Source organism: Citrobacter sp. RHBSTW-00887 (assembly GCF_013728095.1).
GTDB lineage: Bacteria > Pseudomonadota > Gammaproteobacteria > Enterobacterales > Enterobacteriaceae > Citrobacter > Citrobacter braakii.
In genome coordinates this window covers 589,147-602,925 of sequence record NZ_CP056267.1, presented here as the reverse complement: position 1 = coordinate 602,925, position 13,779 = coordinate 589,147, and the positions used below count along the sequence as shown (strand labels likewise).

General features: G+C 55.2%; 15 protein-coding genes and 1 pseudogene. 8 read left to right on the top strand and 8 right to left on the bottom strand.

Translation table 11 applies throughout. From position 1 onward, the window contains the following. Window positions 1-4: 4 nt before the first annotated feature. Complete coding sequence (rsmI, locus tag HV314_RS02910; RefSeq protein WP_181547273.1) at window positions 5-865, bottom strand: 16S rRNA (cytidine(1402)-2'-O)-methyltransferase; 861 nt, start codon at window positions 863-865, stop codon at window positions 5-7. Between the two features lie 63 nt (window positions 866-928). Between rsmI and HV314_RS02905 the strand changes: the two genes are divergently transcribed. Genes HV314_RS02905 through dolP form a run of 4 tightly spaced genes read left to right on the top strand, consistent with a single transcriptional unit; the run spans window position 929 to window position 4,561 of the window. After that, window positions 929-2,998, top strand: coding sequence for a penicillin-binding protein activator (locus HV314_RS02905; protein WP_181547271.1), 2,070 nt, complete (start codon window positions 929-931; stop codon window positions 2,996-2,998). Continuing rightward, window positions 2,956-3,351 carry a YraN family protein gene (locus HV314_RS02900; protein WP_181547269.1) on the top strand — a complete coding sequence of 132 codons (396 nt, stop codon included), beginning with the start codon at window positions 2,956-2,958 and terminating at the stop codon, window positions 3,349-3,351. The genes HV314_RS02905 and HV314_RS02900 overlap by 43 nt, the downstream gene beginning before the upstream one ends. A 34-nt stretch (window positions 3,352-3,385) precedes the next feature. After that, window positions 3,386-3,976, top strand: a complete 591-nt coding sequence (gene diaA / locus HV314_RS02895; RefSeq protein WP_003024948.1) for a DnaA initiator-associating protein DiaA — start codon at window positions 3,386-3,388, stop codon at window positions 3,974-3,976. 9 nt (window positions 3,977-3,985) lie between these two features. Next, a complete protein-coding gene (gene dolP, locus HV314_RS02890; protein ID WP_003024954.1) occupies window positions 3,986-4,561 on the top strand; it encodes a division/outer membrane stress-associated lipid-binding lipoprotein in 576 nt (191 codons plus the stop codon). Window positions 4,562-4,610: 49 nt separating this feature from the next. On the opposite strand, the gene HV314_RS02885 is transcribed toward dolP, so the two are convergent. Then, window positions 4,611-5,246, bottom strand: coding sequence for an NAD(P)H-binding protein (locus tag HV314_RS02885; RefSeq protein WP_016154656.1), 636 nt, complete (start codon window positions 5,244-5,246; stop codon window positions 4,611-4,613). A gap of 37 nt (window positions 5,247-5,283) precedes the next feature. Then, window positions 5,284-5,712, bottom strand: a complete 429-nt coding sequence (locus tag HV314_RS02880) for a YhbP family protein (protein WP_016157562.1) — start codon at window positions 5,710-5,712, stop codon at window positions 5,284-5,286. A gap of 43 nt (window positions 5,713-5,755) precedes the next feature. Between HV314_RS02880 and HV314_RS02875 the strand changes: the two are divergent. After that, window positions 5,756-6,065 (top strand): annotated as a pseudogene (locus HV314_RS02875) (GIY-YIG nuclease family protein). On the opposite strand, the gene HV314_RS02870 reads toward HV314_RS02875, so the two are convergent. Then, on the bottom strand, window positions 6,052-6,555 hold the full coding sequence (locus HV314_RS02870; protein WP_016154659.1) for a GNAT family N-acetyltransferase: 504 nt from the start codon (window positions 6,553-6,555) through the stop codon (window positions 6,052-6,054). The pseudogene HV314_RS02875 and the gene HV314_RS02870 sit on opposite strands and share 14 nt — an antisense overlap. After that, complete coding sequence (gene ubiT / locus HV314_RS02865; protein WP_016154660.1) at window positions 6,549-7,073, bottom strand: ubiquinone anaerobic biosynthesis accessory factor UbiT; 525 nt, start codon at window positions 7,071-7,073, stop codon at window positions 6,549-6,551. The genes HV314_RS02870 and ubiT overlap by 7 nt, the downstream gene beginning before the upstream one ends. A gap of 219 nt (window positions 7,074-7,292) precedes the next feature. Between ubiT and ubiU the strand changes: the two genes are divergently transcribed. The 3 genes from ubiU (at window position 7,293) to HV314_RS02850 (ending at window position 10,263) form a co-directional block, all read left to right on the top strand. Further along, window positions 7,293-8,288 carry a ubiquinone anaerobic biosynthesis protein UbiU gene (ubiU, locus tag HV314_RS02860; RefSeq protein ID WP_016154661.1) on the top strand — a complete coding sequence of 332 codons (996 nt, stop codon included), beginning with the start codon at window positions 7,293-7,295 and terminating at the stop codon, window positions 8,286-8,288. Window positions 8,289-8,296: 8 nt separating this feature from the next. Beyond that, on the top strand, window positions 8,297-9,175 hold the full coding sequence (locus tag HV314_RS02855; RefSeq protein ID WP_019077776.1) for a U32 family peptidase: 879 nt from the start codon (window positions 8,297-8,299) through the stop codon (window positions 9,173-9,175). 80 nt (window positions 9,176-9,255) lie between these two features. After that, window positions 9,256-10,263 carry a luciferase-like monooxygenase gene (locus HV314_RS02850; RefSeq protein WP_094761384.1) on the top strand — a complete coding sequence of 336 codons (1,008 nt, stop codon included), beginning with the start codon at window positions 9,256-9,258 and terminating at the stop codon, window positions 10,261-10,263. Window positions 10,264-10,352: 89 nt separating this feature from the next. On the opposite strand, the gene mtr is transcribed toward HV314_RS02850, so the two are convergent. From mtr to yrbN, 3 genes are all read right to left on the bottom strand, one after another. Further along, window positions 10,353-11,597 (bottom strand): tryptophan permease, encoded by a 1,245-nt coding sequence (gene mtr, locus HV314_RS02845; RefSeq protein ID WP_016154664.1) that lies wholly within the window; start codon window positions 11,595-11,597, stop codon window positions 10,353-10,355. A gap of 153 nt (window positions 11,598-11,750) precedes the next feature. Beyond that, the gene (locus HV314_RS02840) at window positions 11,751-13,682 is read right to left on the bottom strand and encodes a DEAD/DEAH family ATP-dependent RNA helicase (RefSeq protein ID WP_181547266.1); all 1,932 of its coding nucleotides are present in this window, start codon (window positions 13,680-13,682) and stop codon (window positions 11,751-11,753) included. After that, the gene (gene yrbN, locus HV314_RS02835; RefSeq protein WP_010723222.1) at window positions 13,675-13,755 is read right to left on the bottom strand and encodes a protein YrbN; all 81 of its coding nucleotides are present in this window, start codon (window positions 13,753-13,755) and stop codon (window positions 13,675-13,677) included. Before yrbN ends, HV314_RS02840 begins: the two co-directional genes overlap by 8 nt. Window positions 13,756-13,779 lie beyond the last annotated feature (24 nt).

The following is a 13,779-nucleotide window of genomic DNA, read 5'->3' as shown; positions in this document are numbered from 1 at the left end:
GTTACTACCCCTGCTGTTCCAGCGCGTACTTATACAGCGCATTCTTCTTCACGCCGTGGATCTCAGCGGCCAGTGCGGCGGCCTTTTTCAGCGGCAGTTCTGCCTGCAATAAGGCCAGCGTACGCAGCGCATCAGCCGGAAGGTCGTCTTCTTGCGCTTTGTGTCCTTCGACAATCAGCACCATTTCGCCTTTTCGACGATTTTCATCTTCCCTGACCCACGCCAGCAGTTCGCCGACCGGCGCGCCGTGAATGGTTTCCCAGGTTTTGGTCAACTCACGCGCCAACACCACGTAGCGGGATTCGCCCCAGACGGCAACCATATCTTCCAGGCTATCCAGCAAACGGTGGGTGGATTCATAAAAAATAAGCGTACGCGGTTCAGCCTCAATGGCTTTCATCGCATCACGACGCCCTTTCGATTTGGCAGGCAGAAAACCTTCATAGCAAAAGCGGTCTGAAGGCAGACCTGCAGCGCTCAGGGCAGCAATCGCCGCGCAAGGACCTGGCAGGGGAACAACGCGGATCCCTGCTTCGCGACAGGTCCGTACCAGATGGTAACCAGGATCGTTAATCAGCGGCGTTCCGGCATCGGAAACCAGCGCAATGTTTTGCCCTTCTTTAAGCTTCGCCACCAGCGTTTCGGCCTTTTGTTGCTCGTTGTGGTCATGTAAAGCGAACAAACGCGCGTTAATCGCGAAGTGTTGTAACAAGAGTCCTGTATGACGAGTGTCTTCAGCGGCAATCAAATCAACGGCTTGTAAAACTTCGAGCGCTCGTTGGGTAATATCAGCCAAATTTCCTATAGGAGTAGGTACAATAAAGAGTTGGCCTTGAGAATTATCCGCCGATTCGTGTTGTTTCATTGTGTCGTCCGTATTGCCGATTTAATATTGAGCATTGAGTAAAAAAATATCACTGGATACAGTATGGTACCCTCAACATTTTCTCGTTTGAAAGCCGCACGCGCGCTACCAGTCATTCTGGCTGCACTGATTTTCGCAGGCTGTGGCACCCAGGCGCCAGACCAGAGTGCAGCCCATATGCAGGGCACTGCGCAGGCTGATTCCGGCTTTTATCTGCAACAAATGCAGCAAAGCTCAGATGATAGCAAGACCAACTGGCAATTACTCGCCATTCGTGCACTGCTGAAAGAAGGCAAGAGCCAGCAGGCTTTCGAGCTGTTCAACCAGCTACCACAGAAGCTAAGCGATACCCAGCGTCGTGAGCAGTCACTGCTGGCCGTCGAAATTAAGCTCGCGCAGAAAGATGTCGCTGGCGCACAGGCCCTGCTGGATAAGCTAACCCCCGCCGATTTTGATCAAAACCAGCAGGCGAGATACTGGCAGGCGCAAATCGACGTCAACCAGGGTCGTCCATCGCTGACTTTACTGCGCGCCCTGATCGCCCAGGAACCGCTGCTGGCCGCGAACGCTAAGCAGAAAAACATGGATGCCACCTGGCAGGCGCTGTCATCCATGACCCAGGAGCAAGCGCAGACGCTGGTCATCAATGCGGATGAAAACGTGCTGCAAGGCTGGTTAGATCTCCAGCGCGTCTGGTTCGATAACCGTAACGATCCAGACATGATGAAAGCCGGTATTGCTGACTGGCAGAAACGTTATCCACAAAACCCGGGGGCAAAACTATTGCCAACGCAGTTGGTTAACGTGCAGAGCTTTAAACCCGCTTCCACCAGCAAAATTGCTCTGCTGCTGCCGCTGAACGGTCAGGCCGCTGTATTTGGCCGTACTATTCAGCAAGGCTTTGAAGCTGCGAAAAATATGGGTACTCAACCCGTAGCGGCCCCTGCTGTTACCGCGCCTGCTGCGGATACAGCGGCTGCTGCGGATACAGCGGCTGCGACGACCACGGAACAGCCGCAAACGACTGACGGTGTTGCCAGTCCGGCTCAGGCGTCAGTAAGCGATCTGACCAACGAGACGCCAGCACAGCCAGAAGCTACAGCTCCACAACCAACAGCGCCTGCGCAGCCAACAACCGCCAGCGCACCAGCGAATCCGTCCGCGGAGCTGAAAATCTACGACACGTCATCACTGCCGCTGAATCAGATCCTGACTCAGGTTCAGCAGGATGGCGCCAGCATCGTGGTTGGCCCACTGTTGAAGAACAATGTTGAAGAGCTGATGAAAAGCGACACGCCATTAAACGTCCTGGCGCTTAATCAGCCGGAGTCGGTGAAAAACCTGCCGAACGTCTGCTACTTCGCTCTGTCGCCAGAAGATGAAGCGCGCGACGCAGCACGCCACATTCGCGATCAAGGAAAACAGACGCCGCTGTTGTTGATCCCGCGGAGTTCGTTAGGCGATCGCGTTGCCAACGCCTTTGCACAGGAGTGGCAAAAACTGGGTGGCGGCGTGGTGCTGCAGCAGAAGTTCGGCTCCACCGCTGAGCTGAAAATGGGCGTCAACGGCGGCTCGGGGATCTCCCTGACGGGCAGCCCGGTGGCCTCTTCTGTACCCGCGCAGCCTGGCGTGACGATTGGCGGTCTGACCATTCCGGCAGCACCTACCGATGCGCAAATCACCGGCGGCAGCGGTCGTGTTGATGCCGTATATATTCTGGCAACGCCGGAAGAAATTGCATTTATAAAGCCGATGATCGCCATGCGCAACGGCAGCCAGAGCGGAGCCACGCTGTACGCCAGCTCCCGTAGCGCGCAGGGAACTGCCGGCCCGGATTTCCGTCTGGAGATGGAAGGCTTGCAGTACAGCGAAATTCCGATGCTGGCAGGCGCTAACGCCCCTCTCATGCAGCAGGCGCTGGGCGCGGTTCGTAACGACTACTCGCTGGCACGTATGTACGCGATGGGCGTCGATGCCTGGTCGCTTGCCAACCACTTCTCGCAAATGCGTCAGGTGCAGGGTTTCGAAATTAACGGCAACACCGGAGCCTTAACCGCAACGCAGGATTGTGTGATTAACAGGAAGTTATCATGGCTCAAATACCAGCAAGGACAAGTCGTCCCCGCCAGTTAACGAGTAAACAGACCGGTGACGCGTGGGAATCCACCGCGCGTGACTGGCTGCAGAGCAAGGGACTGCATTTTATCGCCGCCAACGTGCATGAGCGTGGCGGCGAAATCGACCTGATAATGCATGAAGGCAACACCACCGTATTTGTTGAGGTTCGCTATCGGCGCTCAGCCCAGTTTGGCGGTGCAGCGGCGAGTGTGACCCGGAGCAAACAACACAAATTATTACAGACTGCCCGCTTGTGGCTTGCACGCCACAATGGAAGTTTTGATACTGTGGATTGCCGGTTCGATGTGTTAGCCTTCACCGGAAATGATGTTGAGTGGTTTAAGGACGCGTTCAACGACCGCTCATAGTTGAAGATTCAGAGCCTGGTTCTTAAGGATTAGCGTGTTAGATAGAATTAAAGTCTGCTTTACAGAAAGCATTCAAACTCAGATAGCTGCGGCTGAAGCACTTCCGGATGCGATCTCCCGTGCAGCCATGACGCTGGTTCAGTCCCTGCTCAATGGCAACAAAATTCTCTGTTGTGGTAATGGGACGTCCGCTGCCAACGCACAGCATTTTGCTGCCAGCATGATCAATCGTTTTGAAACAGAGCGCCCAAGTTTACCTGCGATTGCACTAAATACTGATAATGTGGTCTTAACTGCGATTGCCAACGATCGCCTGCACGATGAAGTTTATGCAAAACAAGTCCGTGCGCTGGGACATGCAGGTGATGTTCTGCTGGCAATCTCTACGCGTGGTAATAGCCGCGATATCGTAAAAGCCGTTGAAGCCGCCGTGACACGCGACATGACAATTGTCGCACTGACCGGATATGACGGAGGGGAGCTGGCCGGGTTACTGGGGCCGCAGGATGTTGAAATCCGTATCCCTTCACACCACAGCGCCCGCGTTCAGGAAATGCATATGCTGACGGTCAACTGCCTTTGCGATCTCATCGATAACACGCTTTTCCCTCACCAGGATGATTAAGGAGTACACATGAAGGCATTTTCGCCGCTTGCTGTGATTATCGCTGCCCTGCTACTGCAAGGCTGTGTCGCTGCCGCCGTTGTCGGAACTGCTGCTGTCGGCACCAAAGCCGCGACGGATCCTCGCAGTGTAGGCACCCAGGTAGATGACGGAACCCTGGAATTACGCGTCAATACCGCATTGTCGAAAGATGCCCAGATCAAGAAAGAGGCGCGTATCAACGTGAGCGCGTATCAGGGTAAAGTGCTGCTGGTCGGTCAGTCGCCAAATAGCGAACTGTCTGCGCGAGCAAAACAGATTGCGATGGGCGTAGAAGGTACCACTGAGGTCTTTAACGAGATCCGTCAGGGTCAGCCAATCGGCCTGGGCGATGCGTCTAACGATACCTGGATAACCACTAAAGTACGTTCCCAGTTGCTGACCAGCGATCAGGTGAAATCCTCTAACGTGAAAGTCACCACCGAAAACGGGGAAGTGTTCCTGTTGGGTCTGGTAACTGAACGTGAAGCGAAGGCTGCGGCAGACATCGCCAGCCGGGTAAGCGGCGTGAAACGCGTCACTACGGCTTTTACGTTTATTAAGTAAGACTGCTACAAATGCCGGATGGGGACGCCAGAGCGTCCTCTCCGGCATTTTATTTGGCTCTTTCGCGCAGTTCGGAAGAGGTCAGGATCGAAACGCCTTCATGTCCAGGCGCCAGTGCCTCCGCCAGCATAGCCCGGGCTACATCACGCGCCTCAATCGACTTCCAGTTCCCCGGCAGCAGCCGAAATAACGGCGCTAAAAACCTCTCATTCGCCCGCTGTTTATCCCGCTCTCCGAGTAACATTGAAGGCCGAACAATCGTCAGCCGCGGCCAATTTTGCGCGATCAGCGCCTGCTCCATTTCCCCTTTCACCCGGTTATAAAAAAACGGTGAATTGGCATTGGCACCCATCGAACTGACCACCAGCATATGCTGAGCGCCCAACCGACGCCCCGTCAGGGCCGTGTCCACCACCAGCGTATAGTCAGCATGGATAAACGCTTCTTTGCTACCCGCTTCTCGCCGGGTGGTTCCCAGACAACAAAAGACAATATCTACCGGATCGGTGACCTGCGCCAGCGCATCAGTTAGCTGCGGATCATAGGGATTATAGACGCCAGCCGTATCAGCCAGCGGTCGACGCGTCGGCGCCGTGATGGCATTGACCCGGGGTTCATTGAGCAGCATACGCAGCAAATTTCCGCCTACCAGCCCCGTTGCGCCTGTTATTAACACCTGACTCATCGCTAATCTTCCCCTGACTCTTTAATCACTCTATTAACTATAGATCACGTTGCCAGTGCATTTTTTTGCCAAAGCCCAGCGTGTTGTCCGTGAATTTAACTTCATCCAGTCGAATCTCCCACACGGGCGCAGGCAGCATTCTGGCGACCGGGAAACGGCGGTTGTAGGCGTTACGCGCGGCTTCACTCTCCTGCCCTTCAAGACGCCGGATTTCCCCTTTAAACTGTACGCCACGAATCAGGGCGACCGTTTTGGGCTGACCATTTACCGTGCCGGCAATCGGCGCGCGCGGCCCGGACATCTGCGCATGGCGCGTTTTCTCTTCGGTCAGCACATAGAACACCATCTTCTGCGCATCAAACAGGTAAAACGCATTGGCGCACCATAATTCACCGTCATGATGTACACACCAGGTCACGACGTGCTGCTTTGCCAGCCAGCGGGTCACCGCAGTCAGTGTTTCCATTTCTGTTCTCTTTTATACTGTAGGCCTGAAAATTATCACGTCGATGGTGACAATGACACCCTGGTATCTGTACCTGATCCGTACTGCGGACAACGCCTTATACACCGGAATAACCACCGATGTGCAGCGCCGCTATAAGCAGCATCAAAGTGGGAAAGGCGCGAAGGCGCTGCGCGGAAAGGGAGAACTCACGTTGGCATTTGCGGCTCAGGTCGGTGACCGTTCGCTGGCCCTGCGCTTAGAATATCGCGTCAAACAGCTTACAAAGCGGCAGAAAGAGCGCCTTGTTGAAGGCGAAGGGCTTGAGGCACTACTGAGCAGCCTGCAAACCCCCGGCGCTTAAAAACGATTGAAGTAGTCGTGGTATTCCACAAGGCCCGTCACACCCTCCAGCGCATCTTCCGCCAGGCGATGAACCTGGAACGCGCTTTCGGTGCCCGGCCAGCGGCAACGTAGGTCATGATGGGCAGCCAGCTCAAAACCAAAGCGGCTGTACAGCGCCGGATCGCCCAGCGTAACCACCGCGGCGTAACCAAACTCGTTCAGGGAATCGAGTCCTTCATAGACCAGCTGACGCGCCAGACCCTGCCCACGGTAGTTTTCATCCACCGCGAGCGGCGCCATGCCGACCCATTGCAGGTCTTCGCCCTGGACATCGACAGGGCTGAACGCGACGTAACCCACTACCTGACCTTCGTCATCGGTAGCAACCAGACCAAGCGTTATGAAACCGTCTTCACGCAGGTCGTGCACTAATTTCGCTTCCGCATCGCTCTCAAATGAACGACGCAGCAATGCATCAATACCTGGGGCATCAATGGGAATTTCAACTCGAATCAGCATGGCTCACCTACCGAAGTCTGTTTGGTTTCTGGCGACGTTTTCATTCCCGCCTCAACAAAATCCGCCAACTGCATCAGCATGACGCGCAACGCTTTAGGCATCTGATCCAGTTCGATGGCGTCCATCAGATTTTTTACATACAGCCCTAATTCTGTATCACCTTCAATCACCAGGCGACGCTGGAAGAACAGCGTATCCGGATCCTGCTTACGCGCCGCGATCATCAGGAGATCGCTGGCATCCGCGCTAAAACTCACATCCGCCTCTGCATTCTGGCTGACGATAAGTTTATCGTTCTCAACAGAGGTATACCATTTAAGGCCAATGTCACGCACATGAATGCTCAGCCAGCGACCGTCGAGAAACTCCAGCTCCCCATCGGCCAGCGCCTGACTAAACTGCCAGCTCAGGACCTGCTCCAGAACCTGGCGCTTCAGCGCAAAGGGCGTCAGTTTAACCGGTACACTCATCAGAGAAGGACCAAAATGTACTAAGCGTGAACGCAGTTTATCCAACACGAGCTTTACTCCCTGTTTCAATTATCCTGCTATTTTGCCATATCAAATAAACGACATAGCGGCATAAATCAACAATTCGCTACGAAATTGTTACCTCTTATTGGTATCACCAATACGACTTTAACTGCCTCAAATCAAAAATTGTCTCAGCAAGGTTAACTAAAATCCCTCTTCGTTAACATTTCTGCGCCCTTTACGGCGCAACGTTCAGGATAAATTATGGAGCTGCTCTGCCCTGCCGGAAACCTCCCGGCGCTTAAGGCGGCCATCGAGAACGGCGCTGATGCGGTCTACATCGGGCTGAAAGATGATACCAACGCCCGTCATTTCGCCGGCCTTAATTTTACCGAGAAAAAATTGCAGGAAGCGGTGAGTTTTGTCCATCAGCACCGCCGTAAGCTGCACATCGCGATTAACACCTTTGCGCATCCGGATGGTTACGCGCGCTGGCAACGTGCCGTAGATATGGCGGCGCAACTGGGTGCGGATGCGCTGATCCTCGCCGACCTCGCCATGCTTGAGTATGCCGCAGAGCGCTACCCGCATATTGAGCGTCATGTCTCTGTTCAGGCATCCGCAACCAATGAAGAGGCGATTAATTTCTATCATCGCAACTTTGATGTCGCCCGCGTGGTGCTGCCGCGCGTACTGTCTATTCACCAGGTGAAGCAGCTCGCTCGCGTCACGCCAGTTCCCCTGGAAGTGTTCGCCTTTGGCAGTCTGTGCATTATGGCGGAAGGCCGCTGCTATCTTTCATCCTATCTGACGGGCGAGTCTCCTAATACGGTTGGCGCTTGCTCCCCTGCCCGTTTTGTTCGCTGGCAGCAGACCCAACAAGGGCTGGAATCCCGTCTTAATGAAGTGCTGATCGACCGTTATCAGGACGGAGAAAACGCCGGTTATCCGACGCTGTGTAAAGGCCGCTATCTGGTTGATGGCGAGCGCTATCATGCGCTGGAAGAACCCACCAGCCTGAATACGCTGGAGCTGCTGCCAGAACTGCTGGCGGCCAATATTGCCTCGGTGAAAATCGAAGGGCGTCAGCGTAGCCCGGCCTACGTCAGCCAGGTGGCGAAAGTGTGGCGCCAGGCGATCGACCGCTGTATGGCCGACCCGCAAAACTACGCCCCACAGGCCGCGTGGATGGAAACGCTCGGTTCAATGTCCGAAGGCACGCAGACCACGCTTGGCGCGTATCACCGTAAATGGCAGTGAGAGAAGCAATGAAATATTCCTTAGGGCCGGTGCTGTGGTACTGGCCGAAAGAAACGCTGGAAGATTTTTATCAGCAGGCCGCCACCAGCCAGGCCGACGTTATCTATCTTGGCGAAGCGGTGTGCAGTAAACGCCGCGCCACCAAAGTAGGCGACTGGATCGATATGGCGAAATCGCTCGCTGGCAGCGGTAAACAGGTGGTGCTGTCAACGCTGGCGCTGGTGCAGGCCTCCTCTGAACTGGGAGAGCTGAAGCGCTATGTCGAAAACGGCGACTTCCTGCTGGAAGCCAGCGATCTCGGCGTGGTAAACATGTGCGCCGAGCGTAAGCTGCCGTTTGTCGCCGGGCATGCGCTCAACTGCTACAACGCGGTAACCCTGCGTTTGCTGCTCAGGCAGGGCATGGTGCGCTGGTGTATGCCGGTAGAACTGTCCCGTGACTGGCTGGTCAATCTGCTCAACCAGTGTGAAGAGCTGGGTATTCGCAATCAGTTTGAAGTAGAGGTACTGAGCTACGGGCATCTGCCGCTGGCGTACTCTGCCCGATGCTTTACCGCACGCTCTGAAGACCGTCCAAAAGACGAGTGTGAAACCTGCTGCATCAAATACCCGAATGGGCGCGATGTGCTGTCGCAGGAGAATCAGCAGGTCTTTGTCCTCAACGGCATCCAGACTATGAGCGGCTATGTTTACAACCTCGGCAACGAGCTGACATCGATGCAGGGTCTGGTTGATATTGTGCGTCTGTCCCCTTCAGGCAGCGACACGTTCGCCATGCTCGATGCCTTCCGCGCCAATGAAAATGGCACTGCCCCATTACCGCTTGCTGCCCACAGCGACTGCAACGGCTACTGGAAACGGCTGGCAGGTCTTGAACTACAGCCGTGATTAATAGCTCACTTTGTTAACAACATTCGCTAATCTTTAATGCAGTATTAAAAGATTAACCGGTAACAAAGTGAGCCGTTATGACTGACAAAACTATTCCGTTCTCGGTGCTGGATCTGGCGCCGATCCCTGAAGGATCTTCGGCAAAAGAGGCCTTCACACACTCGCTTGATCTCGCTCGACTGGCCGAAAAGCGCGGCTACCACCGTTACTGGCTGGCAGAACATCACAACATGACCGGCATCGCCAGCGCGGCGACCTCTGTGCTGATTGGCTATCTGGCGGCCAATACCACCACGCTGCATCTTGGTTCTGGCGGCGTTATGCTGCCCAACCATTCGCCGCTGGTGATCGCCGAGCAGTTCGGTACCCTGAATACGCTGTATCCGGGACGAATCGATCTCGGGCTTGGCCGCGCGCCGGGTAGCGACCAACCGACCATGCGCGCGTTGCGCCGCCATATGAGTGGTGATATCGATAACTTCCCGCGCGACGTAGCTGAACTGGTGGACTGGTTCGACGCCCGCGATCCAAATCCTCATGTACGCCCGGTTCCCGGCTACGGCGAGCAGATCCCGGTCTGGTTATTAGGCTCCAGCCTGTACAGCGCACAGCTGGCAGCCCAGCTAGGCCTGCCATTTGCCTTCGCCTCGCACTTTGCTCCGGATATGTTGCATCAGGCGCTGCATCTGTATCGCACCCAGTTCAAGGCCTCTGAGCGGCTGGCAAAACCGTATGCGATGGTGTGCATCAACATCATTGCCGCCGACAGCAACCGCGATGCCGAATTTCTTTTCACCTCAATGCAGCAGGCGTTTGTGAAACTGCGTCGTGGCGAAACCGGCCAGCTACCGCCACCGGTAGAGAATATGCATCAGCTGTGGTCCGCTTCCGAGCAGTACGGCGTACAACAGGCTCTGAGCATGTCGCTGGTTGGTGATAAGGCGAAAGTGCGACACGGTCTCGACGCCATTTTGCGTGAAACCCAGGCCGATGAAATTATGGTTAACGGCCAGATTTTTGATCATCAGGCACGGCTACATTCGTTTGACCTGGCGATGCAGGTGAAAGAAGAGTTGGTGGGGTAATCGTTGTTTTGCCCGGTGGCGCTTCGCTTACCGGGCTTACGAGACCGTATAGGCCGGATAAGGCGCAACCGCCATCCGGCACTAAAAGGTTACTGGTACACAGGCAACAAATTCACGCTCGACAGAATATGGATAACCGCGTTGCCGATACCGAATACCAGGATCAGCGCAATCATCGGCTTGCCGCCCCAGACACGGAATTTCGGGCTGCCGAAACGCTCACGGGATTTACGGGCCAGCAGCGCCGGAACAATGGCGGCCCAGATGGTCGCGGCAAGCCCTGCATAGCCAATGGCGTACAGGAAACCGTTCGGCCACAGCAGGCCACCGACAATCGGCGGGACAAACGTTAGCAATGCCGTTTTAAAACGTCCCATTGCCGAGTCATCAAAGCCAAACAGATCCGCCAAATAGTCAAACAGACCGAGCGTGACCCCGAGGAATGAACTCGCCACCGCAAAGTTGGAGAACACCACCAGCAGCAGATCCAGACTGCGGCTGTTCAGCACTCCGCTCAGCGCCTGTACCAGCACATCAATGTTACCGCCCTGCTGCGCAATACCGATAAATTCCGGACGCGGGATGTTACCCATCGTCCCCAGCAACCATACGGTATACAGCACCAGCGCCAGCAGCGTGCCGTACACCAGGCACTTAACGATGGTCTTCGGATCTTTGCCGTAATACTTCATCAGGCTCGGGACGTTGCCGTGATAGCCGAATGAGGCCAGGCAGAACGGTAACGTCATCAGCAGGTACGGCGTATACGAAGCGTTGCTCTGCGCCACGTTAAACAGCGTAGTAGGCGTAACATGCCCCAGCAGACTGCCGAAGGTCAGGAAAAAAGTAATCACCTTCGCGCCCAGCACAATCGCCGTCATGCGGCTAACCGCTTTGGTGCTTAACCACACCACGAACGCCACCAGCAGCGCAAAACCAAGACCTGCCGCACGTGCCGGAACGTTCAGCGACATCTCCGAGAAGGTGTGATGCAGGATCGAACCGCTCGCCGAGATATACGCATAGGTAAGGATATAGAGAACGAAAGCAATCGAGATGCCGTTCACAACGTTCCAGCCTTTGCCCAGCAGATCTTTCGTGATGGTGTCAAAGCTGGAACCAATGCGGTAATTGAGGTTAGCTTCAAGGATCATCAGCCCGGAGTGCAGCATACAAAACCAGGTGAAGATCAGCGCCGCCATTGACCAGAAGAACCACGCCCCGGACATGACCACTGGCAGAGAAAACATCCCTGCGCCAATAATGGTGCCGCCGATGATCACCACGCCGCCAAGCAGCGAAGGTGACGTTTGGGTGGTGGTTAGTGTTGCCATTTAGCCATCTCTCCAGTCATTTATATTGTGACTACATTTCAATGTGCTGCACTGTACCAGTACACGAGTACAAATGAAATAAAAAAAGCCCCGATTGTTGAGATCGGGGCTGTATATTTTACTTTACGGTATTAAACCGTAATTTCGCATGGATTACGCATCACCACCGAAACGACGACGACCAGCGGAATCATCACGACGCGGAGCAGAAGAATCGTCACGACGCGGACCGCGGTTGCCTTCACGACGTTCGCCGCTGAAACGACGACCTTCGCTACGACCGCCTTCACGACGCTCGCCGCTGAAACCACGACCTTCTCCACGACCGCCTTCACGACGCTCACCGCTGAAACGGCCACCGCCACGACGCTCACCACCGGTGTGCGGAACTGCATCGCCAACCAGCTGCATGTTCATCGGCTTGTTCAGGATGCGAGTACGGGTAAAGTGCTGCAGCACGTCGCCCGGCATACCTTTCGGCAGCTCGATGGTAGAGTGGAAAGCAAACAGCTTGATGTTACCGATGTAACGGCTGCTGATATCGCCTTCGTTAGCAATCGCACCAACGATATGACGGACTTCAACACCGTCATCACGGCCCACTTCAATGCGGTACAGCTGCATATCGCCAACGTCACGACGTTCACGACGCGGACGGTCTTCACCACCACGCTCATTACGGTCACCACGCGGGCCACGATCGTTGCGGTCACGCGGACCACGATCGTCACGGTCGCGGAATTCGCGTTTCGGACGCATCGGCGCATCTGGCGGCAGGATCAGCGGGCGTTCGCCCTGAGCCATTTTCAGCAGTGCGGCTGCCAGCGTTTCGATATCCAGTTCTTCTTCCGGCTGCATTTTCGCCAGCAGAGCACGGTACTGATCCAGATCGCTGCTTTCCAGCTGCTGCTGTACTTTAGCGGCGAATTTTTCCAGACGGCGTTTGCCCAGCAGGTCTGCGTTCGGCAGTTCTACTTCCGGAATAGTCAGCTTCATGGTGCGTTCGATGTTACGCAGCAGACGACGCTCACGGTTCTCAACGAACAGCAGCGCACGACCCGCACGGCCCGCACGACCGGTACGGCCGATACGGTGAACGTAAGATTCGGAATCCATCGGGATGTCGTAGTTAACAACCAGGCTGATACGCTCAACGTCCAGGCCACGGGCCGCAACGTCGGTAGCAATCAGAATATCCAGACGGCCATCTTTCAGACGCTCCAGAGTCTGCTCACGCAGGGACTGGTTCATGTCGCCGTTCAGTGCAGCGCTGCTATAACCGCTACGCTCCAGCGCTTCTGCCACTTCCAGGGTCGCATTTTTGGTACGAACGAAGATAATCGCCGCATCAAAGTCTTCTGCTTCCAGGAAACGCACCAGCGCTTCATTTTTACGCATGCCCCAGACGGTCCAGTAGCTCTGGCTGATGTCAGGACGGGTAGTTACGCTGGACTGAATGCGTACTTCCTGCGGCTCTTTCATAAAGCGGCGGGTAATACGACGAATCGCTTCCGGCATAGTCGCGGAGAACAGAGCGGTCTGATGACCTTCCGGGATCTGCGCCATGATGGTTTCAACGTCTTCGATGAAGCCCATACGCAGCATTTCATCAGCTTCGTCCAGTACCAGACCGCTCAGTTTGGAGAGGTCCAGAGTACCGCGCTTCAGGTGGTCCAGCAGACGGCCCGGCGTACCGACAACGATCTGTGGTCCCTGACGCAGGGCACGTAATTGCACGTCATAACGTTGGCCGCCGTACAGGGCAACCACGTTCACGCCGCGCATGTGTTTAGAGAAATCCGTCATGGCTTCTGCAACCTGAACCGCCAGTTCGCGGGTCGGTGCCAGCACCAGAATCTGAGGTGCCTTCAGCTCAGGATCAAGATTGTTGAGCAGCGGTAAAGAGAACGCTGCAGTTTTGCCGCTACCCGTCTGGGCCATACCCAGAACATCGCGGCCGCCCAGCAGATGCGGAATGCACTCTGCCTGGATTGGAGATGGTTTTTCGTAACCCAGATCGGTAAGGGCTTCAAGGATAGGAGCCTTCAGGCCCAGATCTGCAAAAGTGGTTTCGAATTCAGCCATGTAGTACGTGTGCCTCAAAATTAATGGCGGCCAGTCTACATAACTCATCATGAAATTGATCTGCAATTTTCATTGAAAAGTGTGAACCGGCTCAAAG

Excerpts from the sequence above, each read along its gene's own strand:
- rsmI (WP_181547273.1), bottom strand. The coding sequence starts at position 865 with ATGAAACAACACGAATCGGCGGATAATTCTCAAGGCCAACTCTTTATT.
- HV314_RS02905 (WP_181547271.1), top strand. The coding sequence starts at position 929 with ATGGTACCCTCAACATTTTCTCGTTTGAAAGCCGCACGCGCGCTACCA.
- HV314_RS02900 (WP_181547269.1), top strand. The coding sequence starts at position 2,956 with ATGGCTCAAATACCAGCAAGGACAAGTCGTCCCCGCCAGTTAACGAGT.
- dolP (WP_003024954.1), top strand. The coding sequence starts at position 3,986 with ATGAAGGCATTTTCGCCGCTTGCTGTGATTATCGCTGCCCTGCTACTG.
- HV314_RS02885 (WP_016154656.1), bottom strand. The coding sequence starts at position 5,246 with ATGAGTCAGGTGTTAATAACAGGCGCAACGGGGCTGGTAGGCGGAAAT.
- HV314_RS02880 (WP_016157562.1), bottom strand. The coding sequence starts at position 5,712 with ATGGAAACACTGACTGCGGTGACCCGCTGGCTGGCAAAGCAGCACGTC.
- HV314_RS02870 (WP_016154659.1), bottom strand. The coding sequence starts at position 6,555 with ATGCTGATTCGAGTTGAAATTCCCATTGATGCCCCAGGTATTGATGCA.
- ubiU (WP_016154661.1), top strand. The coding sequence starts at position 7,293 with ATGGAGCTGCTCTGCCCTGCCGGAAACCTCCCGGCGCTTAAGGCGGCC.
- HV314_RS02855 (WP_019077776.1), top strand. The coding sequence starts at position 8,297 with ATGAAATATTCCTTAGGGCCGGTGCTGTGGTACTGGCCGAAAGAAACG.
- HV314_RS02850 (WP_094761384.1), top strand. The coding sequence starts at position 9,256 with ATGACTGACAAAACTATTCCGTTCTCGGTGCTGGATCTGGCGCCGATC.
- mtr (WP_016154664.1), bottom strand. The coding sequence starts at position 11,597 with ATGGCAACACTAACCACCACCCAAACGTCACCTTCGCTGCTTGGCGGC.
- HV314_RS02840 (WP_181547266.1), bottom strand. The coding sequence starts at position 13,682 with ATGGCTGAATTCGAAACCACTTTTGCAGATCTGGGCCTGAAGGCTCCT.
- yrbN (WP_010723222.1), bottom strand. The coding sequence starts at position 13,755 with ATGAAAATTGCAGATCAATTTCATGATGAGTTATGTAGACTGGCCGCC.